This window comes from Aquimarina sp. BL5 (assembly GCF_003443675.1).
In the GTDB taxonomy this organism is placed as follows: domain Bacteria; phylum Bacteroidota; class Bacteroidia; order Flavobacteriales; family Flavobacteriaceae; genus Aquimarina.
The window spans coordinates 945669-967294 of the sequence record NZ_CP031963.1; the positions used below are offsets into that span (position 1 = coordinate 945669).

21 protein-coding genes are annotated in these 21626 nt (G+C 32.4%); 9 read left to right on the forward strand and 12 right to left on the reverse strand.

What is annotated here, in order from left to right; translation table 11 throughout:
- Window positions 1–12 precede the first annotated feature (12 nt).
- Window positions 13–432, reverse strand: coding sequence for a MotA/TolQ/ExbB proton channel family protein (locus D1818_RS04185; protein ID WP_118456546.1), 420 nt, complete (start codon window positions 430–432; stop codon window positions 13–15).
- A gap of 361 nt (window positions 433–793) precedes the next feature.
- On the opposite strand from D1818_RS04185, the gene D1818_RS04190 reads away from it, so the two are divergent.
- Window positions 794–1723 (forward strand): sensor histidine kinase, encoded by a 930-nt coding sequence (locus D1818_RS04190; RefSeq protein WP_240338279.1) that lies wholly within the window; start codon window positions 794–796, stop codon window positions 1721–1723.
- Window positions 1713–2423, forward strand: coding sequence for a LytTR family DNA-binding domain-containing protein (locus D1818_RS04195; RefSeq protein ID WP_118456548.1), 711 nt, complete (start codon window positions 1713–1715; stop codon window positions 2421–2423). The genes D1818_RS04190 and D1818_RS04195 overlap by 11 nt, the downstream gene beginning before the upstream one ends.
- Before the next feature lie 73 nt (window positions 2424–2496).
- Here the strand turns inward: D1818_RS04195 and mgrA are convergent, their stop codons facing one another.
- Both mgrA and lpdA read right to left on the reverse strand, forming a co-directional pair.
- Complete coding sequence (mgrA, locus tag D1818_RS04200) at window positions 2497–3510, reverse strand: L-glyceraldehyde 3-phosphate reductase (protein ID WP_118456549.1); 1014 nt, start codon at window positions 3508–3510, stop codon at window positions 2497–2499.
- Between the two features lie 387 nt (window positions 3511–3897).
- Window positions 3898–5304, reverse strand: coding sequence for a dihydrolipoyl dehydrogenase (gene lpdA / locus D1818_RS04205; protein ID WP_118456550.1), 1407 nt, complete (start codon window positions 5302–5304; stop codon window positions 3898–3900).
- A gap of 248 nt (window positions 5305–5552) precedes the next feature.
- Here lpdA and D1818_RS04210 point away from each other — a divergent pair, with 248 nt between their 5' ends.
- The 5 genes from D1818_RS04210 to D1818_RS04230 all read left to right on the forward strand — a co-directional run bounded on the left by D1818_RS04210 (window position 5553) and on the right by D1818_RS04230 (window position 9698).
- Window positions 5553–7118, forward strand: coding sequence for a hypothetical protein (locus D1818_RS04210; RefSeq protein ID WP_118456551.1), 1566 nt, complete (start codon window positions 5553–5555; stop codon window positions 7116–7118).
- A 332-nt stretch (window positions 7119–7450) separates the two neighbouring features.
- On the forward strand, window positions 7451–7984 hold the full coding sequence (locus D1818_RS04215) for a GNAT family N-acetyltransferase (RefSeq protein ID WP_118456552.1): 534 nt from the start codon (window positions 7451–7453) through the stop codon (window positions 7982–7984).
- 1 nt (window position 7985) lies between these two features.
- Window positions 7986–8525, forward strand: a complete 540-nt coding sequence (locus D1818_RS04220) for a hypothetical protein (protein WP_118456553.1) — start codon at window positions 7986–7988, stop codon at window positions 8523–8525.
- Between the two features lie 47 nt (window positions 8526–8572).
- Window positions 8573–9091, forward strand: coding sequence for a signal peptidase II (gene lspA, locus D1818_RS04225; RefSeq protein WP_118456554.1), 519 nt, complete (start codon window positions 8573–8575; stop codon window positions 9089–9091).
- Window position 9092: 1 nt separating this feature from the next.
- A complete protein-coding gene (locus tag D1818_RS04230) occupies window positions 9093–9698 on the forward strand; it encodes a carboxymuconolactone decarboxylase family protein (protein WP_118463486.1) in 606 nt (201 codons plus the stop codon).
- Window positions 9699–9757: 59 nt separating this feature from the next.
- On the opposite strand, the gene D1818_RS04235 is transcribed toward D1818_RS04230, so the two are convergent.
- From D1818_RS04235 to glyA, 7 genes are all read right to left on the reverse strand, one after another.
- Window positions 9758–10180 carry a hypothetical protein gene (locus D1818_RS04235; protein WP_118456555.1) on the reverse strand — a complete coding sequence of 141 codons (423 nt, stop codon included), beginning with the start codon at window positions 10178–10180 and terminating at the stop codon, window positions 9758–9760.
- A 183-nt stretch (window positions 10181–10363) separates the two neighbouring features.
- Window positions 10364–11197: an oxidoreductase gene (locus tag D1818_RS04240; protein ID WP_118456556.1), complete on the reverse strand. Its 834-nt coding sequence runs from the start codon at window positions 11195–11197 to the stop codon at window positions 10364–10366.
- Between the two features lie 4 nt (window positions 11198–11201).
- The gene (locus D1818_RS04245; protein WP_118456557.1) at window positions 11202–11861 is read right to left on the reverse strand and encodes a peroxiredoxin-like family protein; all 660 of its coding nucleotides are present in this window, start codon (window positions 11859–11861) and stop codon (window positions 11202–11204) included.
- A gap of 100 nt (window positions 11862–11961) precedes the next feature.
- Complete coding sequence (locus tag D1818_RS04250; RefSeq protein ID WP_118456558.1) at window positions 11962–12549, reverse strand: Crp/Fnr family transcriptional regulator; 588 nt, start codon at window positions 12547–12549, stop codon at window positions 11962–11964.
- A gap of 111 nt (window positions 12550–12660) precedes the next feature.
- Window positions 12661–13044, reverse strand: coding sequence for a VOC family protein (locus D1818_RS04255; RefSeq protein ID WP_118456559.1), 384 nt, complete (start codon window positions 13042–13044; stop codon window positions 12661–12663).
- A gap of 107 nt (window positions 13045–13151) precedes the next feature.
- Window positions 13152–13901 (reverse strand): hypothetical protein, encoded by a 750-nt coding sequence (locus D1818_RS04260; protein ID WP_118456560.1) that lies wholly within the window; start codon window positions 13899–13901, stop codon window positions 13152–13154.
- Window positions 13902–14220: 319 nt separating this feature from the next.
- Complete coding sequence (gene glyA, locus D1818_RS04265) at window positions 14221–15495, reverse strand: serine hydroxymethyltransferase (protein WP_118456561.1); 1275 nt, start codon at window positions 15493–15495, stop codon at window positions 14221–14223.
- 203 nt (window positions 15496–15698) lie between these two features.
- On the opposite strand from glyA, the gene fahA reads away from it, so the two are divergent.
- Window positions 15699–16979: a fumarylacetoacetase gene (gene fahA / locus D1818_RS04270; RefSeq protein WP_118456562.1), complete on the forward strand. Its 1281-nt coding sequence runs from the start codon at window positions 15699–15701 to the stop codon at window positions 16977–16979.
- Window positions 16980–17082: 103 nt separating this feature from the next.
- The gene (locus D1818_RS04275) at window positions 17083–18267 is read left to right on the forward strand and encodes a hypothetical protein (protein WP_118456563.1); all 1185 of its coding nucleotides are present in this window, start codon (window positions 17083–17085) and stop codon (window positions 18265–18267) included.
- Window positions 18268–18342: 75 nt separating this feature from the next.
- Here the strand turns inward: D1818_RS04275 and ytxJ are convergent, their stop codons facing one another.
- Together ytxJ and D1818_RS04285 are read right to left on the reverse strand one after the other, a co-directional pair.
- Complete coding sequence (gene ytxJ / locus D1818_RS04280) at window positions 18343–18738, reverse strand: bacillithiol system redox-active protein YtxJ (RefSeq protein ID WP_118456564.1); 396 nt, start codon at window positions 18736–18738, stop codon at window positions 18343–18345.
- A gap of 118 nt (window positions 18739–18856) precedes the next feature.
- Entirely contained in the window at window positions 18857–21535 is a 2679-nt protein-coding gene (locus tag D1818_RS04285; protein ID WP_118456565.1) for a carbohydrate-binding protein, read from the reverse strand.
- Between the last annotated feature and the right edge of the window lie 91 nt (window positions 21536–21626).

The following is a 21626-nucleotide window of genomic DNA, read 5'->3' on the forward strand; positions in this document are numbered from 1 at the left end:
AAGAAATCCCTATTATTCCGAATCTTTACTAATCCAGGTGAAAATAACTGTTGCAATTCTTGATATCACAAAAACAAGGCAACCAAACATAGTGGGTAAGGCAGAAACTTTAAGTCCTCCTGCTAATCGTGCTGTTGAAATTTCGCCTAAAAACTCAATAGTATCCAATGCTTGTACTAAACCAAGTAATTGACCTAGAACTCCCCAGACCAATATCATTAAACCAATAGAGTTAATTATTTTGATATATTTAACTGGAAGGTGTTTTGTTTTTTTTAAAATTAAAGCATTCCTGATAATTAAGAAAAACACCAAAAACAGCGTTGCCAAAATAGGTAACATAAAAAACAATCCTCCGTCATGTAACAAATGAGCTGTATGAACAATAAATGAATGACTTTCTTCTGATTGATTAATAATTAGTGATATCATAGTATATATTTTGCGAATTAAACGTATTCAAAACTACTATCTAAAGTTCTCAGAATATCTTTTTTTCGCTCATTGACAGGATTCAAGGAACTTATAACTTAATCTATACCGCTTACGGAAATATTCTGTAGACATTGCTAAAAACGGTCCTAATTCGGTTATTCATCCAAAAATAAGGTTTGAAAAACAAAAATTACGGATATTGTACGCCAATATGATTTCTAGAGATTTTATCCTTAAAAAAATAGCCAAACTACTATTGCACATCATCTTTTGGGTGGCTGTATTATTGTGTTATACTTATTTTTTTGGCCATAATACAGAAAACATCAACTATGTTTTTTCTTTCTCTCTATTTCTAATGCCAGTAACTATTGGAACCACATATACAGTTACCGAAGTCTTAATTCCAAAGTACCTAATCAAAGAAAAATATCTTTTATTCATACTATACTGTGTGTATACGATCATCATTTCTGCTTTTTTTATTGTCATTTCCTTCTTTTATGGATTGATCTTTTTATCATCTCTTAAGTATGAAGGAATGGCCCCAATGACCAGAACTCCCTTATTTCCTTTTATTGCGGTCTATTTTGTCGTTTTTATTGCTAGTGCTTTAAGTTTAGCTCAACATAATTACAAATCGACAACGGCGAACCAAGAGCTTAAAACCAAAATTCTTGAAGCGCAATTGAAACTCAAAGAACAGGAGTTGAATTACCTAAAGATGCAAATACATCCTCATTTCTTGTTTAATACCTTAAACACTTTGTATGGCTTTGCTTTAAAAAAGTCAGAAGATACTCCAGAAATGATATTGAAATTATCGAATCTTTTAGATTATCTTTTATATCAATCCGATAAACCTTTAGTTTCTCTTCAAGAAGAAATAAATCATATTGAAGATTATGTGGCATTAGAAAAAATGCGTTTCAGCGATGTTCTCGATATCTCTTTAGATTTTGAAAATATAAGACACACTACACAGATAGCTCCCATGCTATTAATTCCATTTGTAGAAAACAGTTTTAAACACGGACAAATTATAAACCAAAAACTATCAATACACATGTATCTAAAATATATTGATAATGAAATTCACTTTTCTATAAAAAATTCTGTTCACACCCTTACGAAAAAAGATAAAACCGGAATCGGTTTACGTAACATAAAAAAACGATTGTCATTAGTATATAAGGATGATTACGAACTTAAAATTTTAAAAAATCAGAATTGGTATACGGTTGAATTAATTTTAAAAAATCTAAAAACACCTACTAATGAGTTCTAAGATATCATGCATTATAGTAGATGATGAACCTACCGCAAGGGGTATTATTGCAAATCATTTATCAAAAATAGATCGTATCGAAGTTATTGCTACGTGTAATAATGCATTAGAAGCTTTTAATCATATAAATTCGCAAAAAGTAGATCTTATATTTCTGGATATTAACATGCCTGAAATATCTGGAATTTCTTTTGCTAAATCTATTAATAAAGAGATCAAAATCATATTCACTACAGCATACAGAGAATATGCTATTGACGGATTTGATCTGCACGCTGTAGATTATTTATTAAAACCTATTTCTTTTGAACGTCTTCTGAACGCGGTCAACAATTACTTCGAAATACACCATAAAATTTCGCCAGCAAAAATTCAGGAAACAACGCTAAACGATTTTATATTTGTCAGATCTGATCGAAGAATGAAAAAGGTAAATTTTTCGGAAATAATTTATGTAGAAAGTTATAATGATTATCTCAAAATTCATTGCAATAATGAAACTATTGTAACGAGAGAAACCATTAGTAATATAGAAGCTAAGTTACCAGTCCAGCAGTTTATGAGAACACACCGTTCTTTTATAATTTCCATTAAAAAAATAGATTCTTTTTCTAATGAAGAACTGGTACTAAATAATAAATCAATTCCGATCAGTAGAAACTATAAGACTGAGGTTCTTAATAGGTTAGAAGCTATGTAATCTTTTTTTTTGATCTATTCAAATCTCATTTGGACAAAACGATTGTATCGTACAATTATTTTTATTATTGAACTCATTGAGAGAATCTATCTATCAATTGTAATTCCTCTTCGGAAAACTTAAGTTGTTCCAGAGACTTAACATTTTCTTTTAGTTGATCTGCAGAACTTGCTCCAATAAGTACAGAGCAAACCTGCGATTGTCTCAGAATCCACGCGATTGCCATTTGCGATAGTTTTTGCCCTCGTTGATTTGCTATTTCTGTAAGCCCTTGGATTTTTTCTATCTTACTCTTTAACTTATTTTCATCTAAATAGGTAAAACTCTTAGCTACTCTAGAATTTGTTGGTATTCCTTTAAGATATTTATCTGTAAGTAATCCTTGGGCAAGTGGAGAAAATGCAATACATCCCGTTCCTGTTTCTTCTAAAGTATCTAATAAACCATCTTCTACCCATCTATCAAAAATCGAATATCTAGCTTGATGTAATATAAACGGAACATTCATTTCCTTTAATAATTTAGCAGCTTTGGCAGTTTCTTCTGGTTGATAATTGGAAACGCCTACATACAAAGCTTTTCCTTGTCTTACAATATCAGCCAATGCCGTCATTGTTTCTTCTAATGGTGTTTCAGGATCAGGTCTATGGTGATAAAAAACATCAACATAATCCAATCCCATACGCTGAAGACTTTGATCTAAACTTGCTATTAAATATTTTCGAGATCCCCAATTTCCATAAGGACCGGGCCACATATCGTATCCAGCTTTTGTAGCAATAAAAAATTCATCCCTGTACGACAGAAAATCTTTCTTATACAGTAAACCAAAATTTTCTTCTGCAGATCCATAAGAAGGTCCATAATTATTAGCAAGATCAAAATGAGTAATTCCCAGATCAAAAGCACATCTAAGAATTTCCCTAGCATTATGTATACTATCTACAGACCCAAAGTTATGCCATAAACCCAAAGATATTGCAGACAAAAGCACTCCACTTTTACCAGATCTTCTGTATTTCATAGTATTGTAACGTCCATCACAAGCGGTATACTCTTTAATTCCAGTTTTATCATTAGTATTCATAATATCCTCTTTTGAAAAATCAAATATATTATTTTAGAAATTACATTGATTCTTTATACAATTATTATTGTAAAAATTGCAACTTTTTTTTTGTGCTTAAAGTCTTTAGGGAAACCTTAAAACTTTTATAAATTAGAAAACTCTAATTTATAAAAGTTCAACTAGTTTTCACTCATCTAATCAATTAGTTATTGAAGATGAAATTTTAAATTATCAAGAATTAATTCAATTTGATAGTCATATTAAAATTTTTAGTAATGATGATCCTTCTATTATAGTTGCTGAGGGAAATATAGGTAGTAACTTATAAGACGATAATAGCTAGAAAAAATAAAAAGCGAACTATATGCTAGTTCGCTTTTTTCATATCTAATATTTTTACAAAAACTATACGTGTAAAGCTCTATTATCAGTTGCAGCTAATGCCGCTTCTTTAATAGCTTCTGTAAATGTAGGATGTGCATGAGACATTCTACTAATATCTTCGGCAGAAGCTCTAAACTCCATTGCTGTGACTGCTTCTGCTATCAAATCCGCACAACGAGCACCAATCATATGCACTCCTAAAACCTCATCCGTTGTTTCATCTGCAAGAATTTTCACAAAACCATCTAAGTCCGCACTTGCTCTGGATCTACCCAAAGCTCTAAACGGAAACTGTCCTGATTTGTATTTAACTCCTGCTTCTTTCAATTCTTCTTCGGTTTTACCAACAGCGGCAACCTCTGGCCAAGTATATACTACACCGGGAATTAAATTATAATCAATATGCGGTTTCTGACCTGCCAAAATTTCTGCAACAAATGTTCCTTCTTCTTCTGCTTTATGCGCTAACATTGCTCCTTTTACCACATCACCAATTGCATAAATATTAGAAGTAGAAGTTTGTAAATGATCATTTACTTCTACCTGTCCTCTATCAGTAAGCTTCACTCCTGCTGCTTCAGCATTTAACCCATCCGTATAAGGACGACGCCCAACAGAAACCAGGCAGTAATCTCCTTTAAACTCTACAGGATTTCCTTTTTTATCATCAGCAGTAACTGTTACTTGTTTTGCAGTAGTTTTTACTCCGGTTACCTTGTGAGAAGTATAAAACTTAACACCTTGTTTTTTCATCACCTTTTGTAGTTCTCTGGATAAAGCTTTGTCCATTCCTGGAATGATTCTATCCATATATTCTACCACAGAAACCTCTGCTCCCAGACGACGATATACTTGTCCTAATTCTAATCCGATAACACCCCCACCAATAATAACCATATGTTTAGGTATTTCTTTCAGCTTTAATGCTTCTGTAGAAGTAATGACTCTTTTCTTATCTATCGTAATAAAAGGTAATGAAGAAGGCTTAGATCCTGTAGCAATAATGATATTCTTAGCTTCAATAGTTTCTACAGAATTATCTGATTTGGTAATATTCACATGTGTTGCATCTTTAAAAGAACCAACACCTTCATATCGCTCTATCTTATTCTTTTTCATTAAAAAATCGACACCACCAGTTGTTTGATCCACCACTGCTTGCTTTCGGGCAATCATTTTTTCCAGATTGATCTTTACATCTCCTGGAATTTCGATTCCGTGATCTGCAAAATGCTTTACTGCGTGTTCGTAATGGTGCGAAGAATCTAATAATGCTTTACTAGGAATACATCCTACGTTAAGACAAGTTCCCCCGAGTGTAGAATATTTTTCGATTATTGCAGTTTTCATACCTAGTTGTGCGCAACGGATAGCTGCAACATATCCACCAGGTCCTGAGCCAATTACGGCTACATCATATGTACTCATAAGAGATTATTATGTTGGCGTATTAAAATATAAACGTTTAAATAGTTCTTATTCTGAAAATAAGATTAACAAATGTACAAATGTTTTACTTCTTACAGAAGGGATGATCTTGTCAAATTTTTATTAAAAAAGCAATATTAGTACTGATTAAAAAGTTATACATTTAGTCCGTTAATACGCTTTTAAAAAATACATCCTTATTTTGATAAAGTTATTAATCATATTTTAATAAACATAGAAACTAAATAATGCGTTATTTATCTACTCTTATTTTACTTGCGATTATCATTTTATGGAGTTCTTGTCGTAAAGATTTTGAAGCTGATCCAAGCACAGGCAACTTGCAATTTTCTTCAGACACTTTATTTCTAGACACTATTTTCACCAATATTGGTTCTAGCACCTATAGTTTTAAAGTTTATAACCGAACAAACAATGATCTTAATATTCCTTCTATTGCTTTAGAAAGAGGTGATAACTCTAATTATCGTCTTAATGTAGATGGTATTCCAGGTAAATCCTTTGAAAATATTCAGGTACTAGCTAAAGACAGTATTTTCGTTTTTGTAGAAACCACTACTGATATTACCCAGCAAACAGGTGATTTAGAATTTCTATATACAGATCGTATACTTTTCGACCCTAATGGAAGTCAACAGGATGTGGATTTAGTAACCTTAGTTAAAGATGCCGTATTCCTATTTCCATCCAGAGATGATGAAGGTATGGTAGAAACGCTTCTTCTAGGAGAAGATGACAATATGGAAGAAATACGAGTTGAAGGATTTTTTCTCGAAGGTGACGAATTGAATTTTACTAATGAGAAACCTTATGTCATTTATGGCTTCGCAGCTATTCCATCTGGTGAGACATTAACTATCGATGCAGGAGCCAGAATTCATTTTCATGATGGATCCGGAATAATTGCAGCTAATAACGCTACTTTATTGGTTAACGGAGAAGTCAGTACTGATCCTGAGGTGATGGAAAACGAAGTAATTTTCGAAAGTGATCGATTAGAACCAGGGTTTAGTGATATTCCCGGTCAATGGGGATTGATTTGGCTTACTGCTGGTAGTACAGGTCATGTAATTAATAATGCAACCATAAAAAATGCCGCTGTAGGTATATTAATGGACTCTAACGACGGAGGAACAGATCCTACGCTTACCATTACTAATACACAAATTTATAATACTTCTGCTTATGGTATATTAGCTAGAACTGCTAACATTTTGGGTGAAAATGTGGTGATAAACAATGCTGGAATATCGTCTTTATACGCTTCTTTTGGAGGAACTTACAATTTTAATCATTGCACATTTGCTAACTATTGGAATTCTAGTTTTAGAGAAACTCCTTCCGTTGCTATTGATAACCTTTTTGTGGTTAGAGATGAGGGTGGTAATATTACAGAGATTCTTGTTACGGATCTTTTAGAAGCTAATTTTACAAATTGTATTATCTATGGAAATGAAAACCTGGAATTAGGAATCAACAGAGCTGAAGGAACAGTTTTTAATTATAACTTCCAGAACAGTTTGATCCGTTTTAATGATTTCAATGGACAGTTTTTGGATAATGAATTATATGATTTTACAAATACTGGTTTATATCAAAATGTTATTTTTAACGAGGATCCTGATTTTAAAGCTCCTTTTAACAATATGCTAAATATTGGAGAAGATTCTGCTGCAAACGGACAAGCTACTACTCCATCTTCTGGAAACGATATTTTAGGAACACCTCGTAATATTGGTGCGCCAGATATTGGAGCGTATGAAAGTGTTACTTTTGAAATGGATGGGAATTAAAATTCAATCCTGAAAAAGATCGCTTTAAAAATAGAGATCAAAATAAAAAGATGCTTCTAAGTATACTTATTTGTTCTATTATCAGATTGATGTTTACAATTGAGGTTTTGTTTAGTGGTATATTAAAATGATGTGAGTTCTATGAGAATCTCTTCTAAGTAGCTTGTATATGTAATAGCATCATAATATTAATCTTTTTCACATTTTAAGACATATCGCTTATACCATTTATCATATTAAAATACTAAAAAAATCCTTTTTTAAACACTATTAAATCTCCTTTCTTTCTTGTTGTTTGAATTATTTCTACATTCATTGTTATATTTACACATATGAACCCATACCTTTTTCAATCCGAGAGACTCGGTTTCCGTAACTGGACACTTGACGATTTAGATCCATTAGCGGCTATGAATAATGATGATGATGTGATGGAATTTTTTCCTTTTAAACCATCTAGAAAAAACACAGAAGAATTCATACTAAGAATGCAAAAACAGTTTACTAAAAATGATTTCTGTTATTTTGCTGTAGACATTCTTGATTCTAAAGATTTTATAGGATTTATCGGACTCTGTGAACAAAGTTATTTAGAGCATCAAGACACATTTGTAGATATCGGTTGGAGGTTAAAAAAAAGTGTATGGAATCAAGGATATGCTACAGAAGGTGCTAAGGCTTGTTTAGATTTTGGGTTTAATACAATTGGTTTAAATGAAATATATTCTGTTGCTTCAGAAATTAACCTAAAATCTGAATTGATCATGAAAAAAATAGGGATGACTAAGTCCAAAATTTTTGATCACCCTAAGTTAACCGATTATTCAGATTTAGTATCTTGTGTACTATATAATAAAATTAGGTAATATGAGATCAATAACAAAAAAAATCCTTGCCATTCTCATTTTAGGTTCTACATTTTTTTTATCTGCTCAAGAAGAAGAACTTCACCAAAAGATCAATCAAGATATGTATGGCAACTTCTCTGAAGCTTATGAAAAACTAGACTATTCTCTATTCGCATCAATTCATAGTAAAGAGATGATTAGAATATCCGGTGGTAATGGTGGAGAAATTAAAAATGTAAAAAAATACATGGAAAGCTCTCAAAAAAGATGGAGTGACCCTAAAACGAAAGCATCGCCTATAGATTTTAGATTATTCGAAAGAGTGACTTCGGACTCACTAGTATCTGACCGAGGTATTTATAGAGTAACCTATAAAAATGATAAAGGCGAAGCGAAATATTCTTATGGACAATTTCATGTAGTCCTAAGATTAGAAGATAGTTTCTGGAAAATACTTATCGATTATGATTCTAATGAGAAAAACACTATAAATAAACAATCTTTTGATGATGCTTTTTCTCTTTCAGACTATAAAAAATACTGGAAACATAGGTATTGACTTGCTTTACTGCCACATTTGAAGAATTCTATCGTTAATTAGATTGTATGAAAAAAATAACCAAAAAAATTAGAGTACTACTTGTACTATCCCTGGTATTACTCAATATAGGATGTGATCAGATATCAAAAACTGTAGTACGACAGACTATTGCTCCTAACCAAAGAATTGAAGTATTTGAAAATAATTTGGTACTTACCAAAGTCGAAAACAGTGGTGCTGCCTATAGTTTAGGTTCTGATCTAGCACCTTTACTTAAAATAATTCTTTTACAGATTTTACCTATCATTGTTTTACTCTTTTTATTAAGGCTTATTCTTATTAATACAAATTACTCTAAAGAAACCATCCTTGGTTTCACTTTTATTATTGGTGGTGGGATTGGCAATCTTTTTGATCGTATTGTTTATGGATCGGTAACTGACTTTATGATTATGGATTTGGGGATCATAAAAACCGAAATATTTAACATGGCGGATGTTTCAATTATGGTCGGATCTTTTATCATATTGATTACAATGCTTTTTAATAAAAAAGGATCATTCTTTAAAGAGGTAAATGAATAATATGAGTTGGATCAAAGAAATTTCATTTCAGAATGCTACGGGTCAACTGAAACGAATATATGATCGTGTAAAAGGTCCCAATAATAATATAGATAACGTTCTATCCATTCATAGTCTTCGACCTCATACCTTGGTAGGTCATATGGGATTGTATAAAAACGTACTACATAATGTTAATAATACTTTACCAAAATGGTATCTGGAAACACTTGGTGTTTATGTAAGTCATCTAAATCAATGTAGTTATTGCGTAGATCATCATTCGGCCGGATTGCAACGTTTGCTAGCCGATACTGATAAATTCGAGCAAATTATAGCGTGTATACAAAATGATCAAACAGAGTCTTTTTTTAGTGATCAATATCTGGAAGGATTACGATATGCTAAAAAACTAACATTATCACATCATACAATTACCCAATCCGATATCGAGAACCTTCGGGCACACAAACTAACCGATGGAGAAATACTGGAAATCAATCAAGTAGTGAGTTATTTTAACTATGTAAACAGAACAGTCGTTGGTCTCGGTGTGAATACCGATGGTGATATCATTGGCTTATCTCCTAATGACAGTAGTGATCCTGATAACTGGGGACATTCTTAAAAAATATTCGATACATTTTCAATTTAATTTTTCATTAATAACCAATTTATTTATACTGGTTATTCTTCTACTACATGATAAATCCTTGGTTTAATAAGAATGACGATTAGGTATCCGGTTATGAGTCCAATAACCGAAAATACTATATCATTACTATCATAAACATTATTACCCCCCAAATTGTGGAGTTTTAATTCCTGAGTTATCACATAAATTCCGGCTAATATTGGAGCTATAACATATATAAGGTTTCTTTTTATTTGTCTTTTTCTACTTAGTATTCTGAGATTCAAGTAAAGTCCAATTCCTGTCAAGATTAACGTTCCAATGAAAGCTTCAAAGAAGTTTGGTAGTGATAGTAAAGTGATTTTTATCCATTGAGGAAAACCATTATTCAAAACTGCGGGGCGGATAAATTTAAAAACCACAAAGAGAATAATAAGTAAAATCTGAATTCTTACTAACTTTAATATATCAGTCATTCTACTTGTTGTTATCTATTGTACATAAAATTAGTTGTGTTTAAGTACCTAATTTAATGATTATAAAAAGAATGAAAAATACACTATGATTTTATTAGTAATACGAATGATCCTAAAAAAGCGCTAGCCATTTGGCTAGCACTAATACTGTTATTTCCTATACATTGCTGTAGCAAGCTATTTTTAATCATAAACAGCACTTTCAGCAATTTCTCTATTCTTTTCCAAATCAGATTTTACACTATCTAACTTCATTCCTATTGTCATTAGTGCTACTTTTCCAAGAGGTAATCGTAGTGTTGAGTCTTTAGAATTAGTCAAGTTGATAATCGCTTTAGACGCTTTTATTGGATCACCTTCTTGCTTGCCGTTAACACCTTTTAGTTTAATTCTAAACGCTCCTGCTGTTTCGGAATAATCATCAATCACACTTTCTGCTTGTCCAAGTCCAGTACCCGCGAAATTGGTTCGGAAAGGACCTGGCTCTACTATTGAAACCTTAATTCCCAAAGGTGCTACTTCTTGTGCCATTGCCTCGCTAAAACCCTCCAAAGCAAATTTACTTGCATTGTAGATTCCAAAACCTGCAAAGGCCTTAACTCCTCCGTGAGACGAAATTTGGATAATATGTCCTTTCTTTTCTTTACGCATAAACGGTAAAACGGTCTGTGTCATTTTTAATGTTCCAAAAAAGTTAGGCTCAAAAACGCTTCTCACTTCTTCCATAGAAGTTTCTTCTACTGCTCCTACGAATCCTACTCCTGCATTATTAACCAAAACATCTATTTTACCATAATCAGAAATAATTTTATCAATACAATTTTTAATACCATTTTCTTTTGTAATATCCAATACCACGGCTTTTGCATTGTTAGTGTGTTTTTTGTTGAATTCTTCAACTTGTGATTCTTTTCGAAATGTACCGATTACAAAATCTCCTTTTTCAATAACAGATTCTGCAAGTGCTTTACCTAATCCGCTCGATATTCCTGTGATCAACCAAATTTTATTTTTCATTGTATTATTTTTTTAAAGCATTAATAATTTCAGAAACTTCTACACGGTTTCTGTAGTCACCACCTAAAGATTTTGCAAAAGAAATAGTAGTATCTTTTTCGATAATAAAAACCGCAGGAATTGGCAATTCTCTAGAATCGTCTGAATAATGCGCATCAAAATCGAATCCGAGTGCTGTCATTGTATCCACAGGGGCATCAGCATTTGTAAAAACAGTTGTGTATTTTCTAGCAACAATATTCCCATTATCACTCAAAACCTCAAAATTCAGTTCATTTTTTTCTTTCACGTTCAATGATTCATCAGGTATCTGTGGTGATATAGCCACTAATTCCGCTCCCAAAGCTTGAATTTCTGATAACGAATTTTGATAGTGTGCTAGTTGAAGATTGCAGTATGGACACCAAAAACCTCTATAAAAAGTAAGAACAACTTTACTATTTTTCAGTAAATCTGAAAGCTTGATGGTTTTGTTCGTTGCATTTGAAAGAGAAAAATCTGGTGCTTTTTCACCAACTTCAAGTTTTAGAATTGATGTCTGATTTAATTGTAGATTTTCTGCGTCCTTATCAAAAACATTAAGTGCTTCTTTAGGAAGCATCGTTCCTAAGTTTGTACGCAGATCCTTTAAGTTTTCTTGATAAGAATTTGTTTCAGTATTCATTTTACTTTGTTTTTGGATGAAGTCAATATTGACTTTACAAAGTTGTGGCAATGTGCCACCTTAAAAAATGAACTGGATTAGGAAATTATCTTGAACTAGTTCAAGATTTTGTTGTGAGACGTTTACGTATTTTACTTAAAAACTCTGGTGACATTCCAAGATATGAAGCTAAAGTATACTGAGGTACTCTCTTCACGATGGAAGGATATAGATTAAAAAACTCCAAGTATCGCTCTTCTGCAGACTTACCGAGATTGGATAAAACTCTTCTCTGAGAAAAGGCAAATGACTTTTGTGCAACCAATCTAAAAAAACGTTCAAATTTTGGGTTTTCATTACAAAGATTCTCAACATCTTCATAAGCAATCTGCTGAACGACTGAATCTTCCAGAGCTTCAACAAATAAAGATGCAGGACTTTGGTTTACATAACTATTAAAATCGCTTATAAACCAATCTTCTATTGCAAACTGAATCGTATGCTCTATTCCTTCGTCATTCACAAAATAACTTCTAAAAGCTCCCTTTAATACATAAGTTTGATGAGAGCAAATAAAATTCGGTTGTACAATAAATTGTCTTCTTTTTATTTTTGTTGTTCTCACTATTGAAATGAATTGTTTTTCATCTTCTTTGTGCAAAGAGACATAACGCTTAATATTATTTAATATGTTTTCGTAATCTTTCAATGTTTCTCCTAATTTTCAAAACTATTTAGTTTAATATTTAAAAGAGGTATAATGTGATATCTAAGCCAATACTAAGGGTATCAAAAAAATTGAGTAATGAAATTAATTTTACTAAACATCATTGTTTATTTCAATCCAATATCCATTTGGATCTTGAAAGTAGACCTGTTTAATGCCATCTTTTCGTATATAATCTTTGTTTGGTGTCCCAAGCCAATCAGAGTAGTCAATTTTTAGTTCTTCTAGATGCCCTACAAATGAATTAAAATCAGGAGTCGCTAAAGCAAAATGAACTGCTTTATTGATTCTTATCTCAAAATTAGGACGAGGAATCAGATGAAGCTGTTTTCCGTCATCAAAAGATAACCATCTAGTTTTAGAGTCAGAAGCAGTATTCTTAATTTCCTTAAGTTTAAGCACCTTTTGATAAAACTCAGTTGTTTTGTCGACATCTTTTACGGAAAGTGCTATATGATTGAATAAAAAAGTAGGCATTTATTAAAGTTTATTATGTAAATATCTTAATTATAATTTTATTGTTAAAAAAAATAGCTCCCCAAAAAAGTAGTTATGCGCTATTAAATAATGTTGTGCTATTGTTATTATTTTATCTTGTACTCCTTTTTTAGCTTTAAAATCAATGAGTCTGCTTGATTATTCTTTTCTTCTAAAAGCATATTATAATATGCTACGATTCCACCATACATATCTACAACATTACCAAATTCGGTTAACAAATTTTGATCATTCTGAATTAGCTTAAAATTAGTTGCTTTTAAATTAATAGTATCTTTTGTTTTAATTAAAGAAACCATATGTCTAACTTTTTGATGATTAAAGATTTTGAGTCCTAAATTGATTGAATTTTTATGATAATTCTCATAATATTTCTGTTGATCCTCTAGTTTTTTTTGTTGTATATCATATAGAAGAATTTCCTTAATCGCATTTTTGTTTTTAATTAACCTCATTCCTCCAGCATTCTTAAGTTGAGTCATTGTTAATTCATTGGCGCTCAAAAAGTCAGGGCGTTGTAAAATAGAAAAAGGATAGTGATAATATAACTTACGATCATCTATATTTTCTAGACTATAGTTGTAGCAAAATTTAGAAAGAGAATCTAAACGTGTTTTTCTAATTTTATTGTAACTAATCACTTTTTGAATGTTTATCTTTTCCAATACCACATCTTCAATTAAAGAATGTATATACTCCCTTTCCTTCGATTTTTCGGATGATTTATCTCTTAAATTATCTGCAAAAAAACCTAAGAAAACAGCTAAAAAAAGCATAAAGAATTCCAACAAGTATTTTTTCCAATTTTTGTTTTTTATAAACTGCGTTTTATTCATTTACTGATATTTTATTATACTACACAAAAGTCATATGTATAGAGCATAGTGTGTAAAAAGACATTAATTTCTCGGATTAACACGTAAGCAATTTTTTGTTTTTTAAAAGCTAAATTTAAAAATTTGGCAGTCTTAATAAATAAGCTAAATCTTAAGTTTCATAAACATGTAAACTGTAAATTCTAAAACTAGTTTTTATTTTCCCTTTTAAAAATAGAATAAAATCCTACACAAAACAGCACTTACGCTTAATAATTCGTTAAAACAAAAATGCATGACTAAAAGTCACGCATTTTATAAAAATCTTAAAAAAAATAGGTTATACCACAAATAATGGTTTATCCGCCATCATTGCATTTACATCATTCGCAATGCTATGTAATTCTTCCTCATTCTCTACATTGTTAATTACTCTGTCGATTAATTCCACTATATCCAGCATATCATTTTCTTTCAATCCACGAGTAGTAACTGCTGCAACCCCAATACGAATACCAGAAGTTACAAATGGTGATTTATCATCAAAAGGAACCATATTCTTGTTTACCGTAATCTCTGCAACGCCAAGTGCCTCTTCTGCTTGTTTACCAGTTACGTCTTTATTACGTAAATCGATCAACATCATATGATTATCAGTACCAGCAGAAATTACCTCATATCCTTTTTGAACAAAAGCTTCCGCCATCGTTGCTGCATTTTTCTTTACTTGTATGATATAATGTAAAAACTCATCAGTCAATGCCTCGCCAAACGCAATTGCTTTTGCTGCAATGATATGCTCTAATGGACCTCCTTGATTTCCAGGAAATACGGCACTATCCATTAAAGAAGACATCATACGCTTCTTACCACTCTTTAGTGTAATACCAAAAGGGTTTTCGAAATCTTTACCCATTAAGATTAATCCACCTCTTGGGCCTCTTAATGTTTTATGTGTTGTAGTTGTTACTACGTGACAATGAGGAACAGGATCTGCAATCACACCCTTAGCAATTAATCCTGCAGGATGTGCAATATCAGCTAATAAAATAGCGCCCACACTATCTGCTATTTCTCTAAATCTTTTATAATCTATCTCTCTAGAATATGCAGATGCTCCGGCAATAATAAGTTGTGGTTTTTCTGCTGTGGCAATCTCTTGAATTTTATCATAGTTTAATCTACCTGTCTCCTTCTCTACTCCATAGAAAACCGGATTGTACAACTTACCTGAAAAATTAACTGGTGATCCATGTGTCAGGTGTCCTCCATGAGAAAGATCAAAACCAAGTATTTTATCTCCAGGTTTCAGACAAGCGTGATAAACCGCTGTATTTGCTTGAGATCCAGAATGTGGTTGTACATTAGCATATGCTGCTCCGAACAATTCTTTAGCACGATCAATAGCTATTTGCTCTACTACATCTACTACAGAGCATCCTCCATAATAACGTTTTCCTGGATACCCTTCTGCATATTTATTTGTTAATACAGAACCAGCTGCTTCCATTACTTGTTCACTTACAAAATTTTCTGAAGCGATCAATTCTAATCCATTAATCTGACGTTCTTTTTCGTCCTGAATTAAATCAAAAATCTGTTCGTCGCGTTGCATGTTTTTTTATTTATAAAATAGATGCCCAAAAATAGGAACATTCCTTAAAATAAGTTGATGGAATATCAATAAATATCAACATTTTCTTCACAATTAGAAATATCACATTTTTTAATTAACTTTCACATAAATAAAATATATAAAACGTTCTAAAATTATATATTTGATGATGAGAAGTACCAACAACTTATAAAAAAATAACAATGCCCATAACAGCAAATAACCCAAATAGAAAAACGTGGATCAAAACACCTGCTAATACAGATTTCCCTATTCAAAATATTCCTTTTGGAGTCTTTCTTACCAGGGATGATGTTATTACAATAGGAACCCGAATCGGAGATACCGCTATTGACCTTGGAGCACTTCATCAACTTGGCTATTTTGATGGAATTCCATTAACCGATGATATATTCTTACAAGATTCTCTTAATGACTTTATATCTGATGGAAAAAAAACCTGGAGATTGGTACGTAATCGTATTGCTGATATTTTTGATGCCGAAAACGACTCCCTAAAAAATAATACGGAGCATTGTAAAATAGTCCTATTTACATTGGATGAAATAGAAATGCAATTACCGGTAACTGTAGGCGATTACACCGACTTTTATAGTAGTATTGAGCATGCAACTAATGTAGGTACTATGTTCAGAGATCCTGAAAATGCATTACTTCCGAATTGGCTGCATATACCTGTTGGATACCACGGACGTAGTAGTTCTATAATTCCTTCAGGAATTCCTGTACATCGTCCGCAGGGTCAGAAATTAATCAATGGTACGGAAAAACCAATTTTTGGACCTTCAAGATTAGTAGACTTTGAATTGGAGATGGCGTTTATTACTACAGATGCTAATCAGCTCGGAGAGCCTATTCCGATCGAAGAAGCTGAGGATTATATCTTTGGTTTGGTATTATTCAATGACTGGAGTGCTCGAGATATTCAGAAATGGGAATATGTTCCTTTAGGCCCTTTCCTTGCTAAAAACTTTGCATCATCTATATCACCTTGGATTGTTACACTAGATGCCTTAGAACCCTATCGTGTTAAAGGACCAAAACCTTTAAAAGAACAACTTCCATATCTTCAATACGAAGGAGACAAAAGTTTTGATATTAATCTGGAGGTTGCTATACAACCAGAAAAAGCAAAAGAGACTATCGTTTCTAAAAGTAATTTTAAATATATGTATTGGAATATGTCCCAACAATTGGCACATCATACTGTAAATGGATGTCCAGTTAACTCGGGAGACATGATGGGTAGTGGAACTATTTCCGGACCAACTCCTGATTCTTATGGTTCTATGCTAGAATTAAGTTGGAGAGGAGAGAAACCTGTGCAACTTAAAGAAGGTGGTAGTCGTAAATTTATAGAAGATAATGATACCGTTATCATAAGAGGGCATTGCAAAAAAGATGATGTTAGAATAGGTTTTGGTGAAGTATCTACCAAACTACTCCCTGTATTTAAAAAATAAATTAATTATCACATATAAGGAAAACCTCAAAAAGTTACTTTGAGGTTTTTTTGTTACCTTTTGGCACCAAAATTGAATAGATGTCCCCCAAACGTATTATATTATGAAAAGAACTCTACTTTTATTTTTAATTACTGCCCTTACCTTCTCTTGTGGAGGAAAAAAGAAGACATTCACCGCTCTTAATACAGGAAACTACGATCAAGCAATTAATACTTCCGTTAACAAATTAAGAACTAATAAAAATAAAAAAGGGAAACAGGATTATATCCTAATCTTAGAAGAAGCATTCTTAAAAGCGGTTGATCGTGATATGAATGCAATCGCTTTTCTAGAAAAAGAAGGAAACCCGGCAAATTTAGAGAGAATTTACAATTCTTATAACACTTTAAAAAACAGACAAGAACGTATTCGCCCGTTACTACCGCTTTATCACGTGGAACAAGGACGTAATGCTAATTTTTCTTTTGATAATTATGATCAAAGAATTCTGGATACTAAAGAAAAGTTATCAGCTTATTTATATAACAACGCTAAGAATTTGCTCTCTAACGCTAAAAGAAAAACAGATTATCGTAGTGTTTATAACGATTTGGTATATCTAGAAAAAATCAGTCCTAACTATAAGAATACAAACAATCTTATTGAGGAAGCGCATTTTAAGGGAACTGATTTTGTTAAAGTTAGCTTGAAAAATAATACGAATGTAATCATCCCGAGAAGATTAGAAGATGATTTACTAAATTTTAGCACGTATGGTTTGAATGATCTTTGGACGGTTTATCATAACGAACCTCAGCGCTCCGTAAATTATGATTACTTAATGGAAGTGTCATTTAGAGAAATTAATATCTCACCAGAACAAATTAGAGAAAGACAACTAGAAAAAGAAAAACTAGTTAAAGACGGTTGGGAATATCTATTAGATGAAGATGATGAATTCGTTCGTGATGAAGAAGGTAATAAAATCAAAATAGATAAGATGGTTACTGTACGTTGTGAGTATTATGAATTCATACAGTTTAAAGAAGCACAAGTAGTTGGCAATGTACAATATAAGAACCTTAATACTAAACAATTATTAGATGCTTTTCCCCTTTCTAGCACATATGTCTTTGAACATATTTATGCTAACTATAATGGTGATAAACGTGCGCTCGATGATGATTTGATTCGATACTTGGGATTACAAGCGGTTCAATTTCCAACAAATGAGCAAATGGTTTACGATTCTGGAGAGAATATAAAAAATAAATTGAAAGGCATCATAAGCAGGTATCGTTTTTAGCGGTAAAAAACAAAGTAAGAAAAAGGCTGTAAACTTAGATTTACAGCCTTTTTTTATAATGTACGATATCGTGTATTAAACAAACTGATGCAAAACCTGAGGAGTAATTGCGCTGTGCGATGCATGATGAACGGCTACCCCATTACGAATCACAATAAACTGTGGAGATTCATGGTATACCTGAAATTTTGCAGATATTTCTGAGGAAATATCTCGATAATTTAACAAATCAAGATAATAAAGATCTATTTGATTTTCTGTAATATCAAAACTACTTTCAAAATTTTTGATCACCATTCTACTTATTCCACATCTTGTAGAATGCTTAAATATTGCCTGAGTTTTAGTACTCGAAGCATCAGCAATTTGGTCTAATTGCTCCAAAGATTTTAGTTCTTGCCAAGGCAATGCCTGTTTTTCTTCTTTAGGTTCTTTGCCTTCTGATCCAAATATTTTTCCAAATAATCCCATAAAATCAATTTTCTAACCGTAAAGGTCGGATAAAAACAATAATAATTACATTTTTATTTAGCTCTTTTTCATGTAAATCTCCCAAAGGCGATTATTACTATAAGATCTATGGATAAATTTAGTTTTTTACAAACTTATAAGAGAAGTTAGTTGCTTTATCTCTTAGTAAATAAAGTCCTCTTATGAGTTCCGAAACATTAATTTCCTCCTGATTATCAGAAGTATGAAATTGTTTCACTACTCTTCCGGTAATATCAATAATACTAAATTCTTGATTGGTTTTAAGTCCCTTAATAAAAAGTGAATTCTGTACTGGGTTAGGGTAAATATTTACTTGATCTTTATTAAAATCATCAATAGACAATGTGGACAATGAAAATTCTATACTATTCAGATTGAATAAAAATCCTGTGCCTCCACTATAAACCAATCGAATGTTTTGCGTTCCTGAAGTAAGATTAATACTTGTATTAATTGTTTGCCATGTTTGCCACCCACCTGTATTAGTAACATTAATATTTCCTAAAGAAGTACCATTACTCAAAATAGTAATCGTACCACCTTGCGAGGCTGAAGCGACTCTTAAAGAAATGGTATACGTTCCTGTGGCTTCTATAGAACTTTGATATTCTGTATAATCCTCATTTTCTATATAACCTATATTCATACCTCCTCCGGTATCGGCAGTATCTTCTCTTTGAACACCTTGTTGTAATGTATATTCTTCTGCTTGAATAACACCAGGTAATTCGTGAACTATTGTACAGGTATTTAAATTATCTACAGGACAAGCATCATCAGCATTAATAACATATCCTGATGGTTGCGTACAAGCAGATTGTGGATTATTTAAATCTCCAAGGCCATCACTATCTACATCGGCATACCACGTAGAAGGTGTAGTACAAGATTCACAAGTTTCTCCTGGCAATCCATAACAACCCGAACCTGTTGGTCCTAGCGCAGGATCCCACAAAATTCCGGCTACCCATCTTTCACCTCCATTTTCATAAGCACCAACATCTGGATTTGCTCCAATAAAACCATCTGTAATCCCGGTTATTACACGACCTTGATCTATTGGACTTGATCCATCTTCTAAATAAAAGTTTCCTGTAGTAGGGTTCTCAAAAGAAGAAGGATCGGTAATCAAATTATTTTGCTTATCAGATTGTGGTTCCCATTCACCTTTGAACCCTAGATTATTCCAAACCTTTACATTGGTAAAAGAAGTTCCTTCTTTATGCCAGGCTCCCATTTCGTCAGAATTATTATAAAAAGTATTATTAAAAACATCTATATCTTTCCCATCCCAATTAATCTGAACACCTGCCCACTCTGTATTCCAAACTACATTATGATGAACAGAAAATGCTTCTGCATCATTATCTAAATAAATACCAGCCGCTTTTCTCTTAGAACCTCTGGATGCTGTATCGTGAAACCAATTATGATGTATTTCCGTATTTTGTGGTCCTCCTACCGTGTAAAAAGTTCCACAATCATCAGCTATCAAATTACTTTTATACACATCATTATAAGCAATTTCACAACGATTTCCATTATAATTGATACCATCTCTACCACCATTAAATATAGTATTCCTCAAAATTTTATTATCAGTACCTCCTCTAGCCACCAAAGGAGCATCATAAGATCCTAAATAATTAAAATCGTGGATGTAATTATTTTTTAACTCATTAAAACTACCTCCTAAACGTACTCCTGTTGCAGCACTAAAAGCAATTTCACATTTTTCAATACTATTTCTTGTACCATTTACTTCGACACTCGGTTTTCCTGCATTAAAACCTCTAAAAATTCCTTGAGTATGATTTCCATAAAACGATGAAATTCCATAAAGTACATTATTATTAGAATTCGTCTTTAACTCGATAGCACCGCCGAAAACAGCAAGGTTTCTAACCTCTATATAACTTCTTCCATTAAGATCTATAGTTATTTCCCTCTTCCTCATACTCACCACTCCATCCTGAGGAGCAGTTCCATTAGGCAACTGTACAAACAATTCTTTTGTATTCTTATCAAACCACCATTCGTTTTGATAATCCAAAGCTGCTTTAACACCTTCTAGATAAAAATCTCCTCCATCTGCAGGAGCGTGAAACGTTCTGATCCAATTTGGATTTTTGTCTAGCGCAAAATTAACTCTTCCAGATGTGCTGCTAGTTATAAAAGCTTTCCAAGCAATCCAACCCGAACCTGGTTTATCCCCATAAAAGAAGACCGAACCACCGGTCCAATCAATAGCAGGAATTTCTGAAGAAGTTAGAAAAGCATTATTTATAACATTACCCGCACTACCTCCATCATTACGTTTCGAATTCAAAGTAAATGGCTTTCCGTCCTCATTATTAGGCCAGCGAGCTAAATCTAAAGCAACACTACCGTTTAAAACAAAGTTTTCTTGTCCCAAATCCCAATCTACCGTTGTCTTGTATATAGCTCCGCCATCCTGAGACCAACCAGACAAGGCTTCCATTGCTGTAATAATTACCTTCTCTCCCACATAAGATTGGAAGATTATAGGGTTTCCTGCAGTTCCAGAATTCGCAGGACGTAATGTTTCTTCATACGTTCCTTCTCTAATATATACAACATCACCTGCCACTGCAACGGATGCTGCTTTATTTATGGTAAGGTATGGTTCATCGATAGAACCGGAATTATTATCATTTCCTGTTTTTGATACATAAATGTCTTTCGCAAAGACGTTTCCACATATACATAACGCCGTGAGCATCAATACTCTTGAAAATTGCTTTAAAAAAATCATTTGAAGAAGCTTTAATTTGAGGATTTAGTAATTATAAAAGACTAAAAAGTTGAGTTAATAAGGTATGAAGGTATTACATAAAGATCTAGAC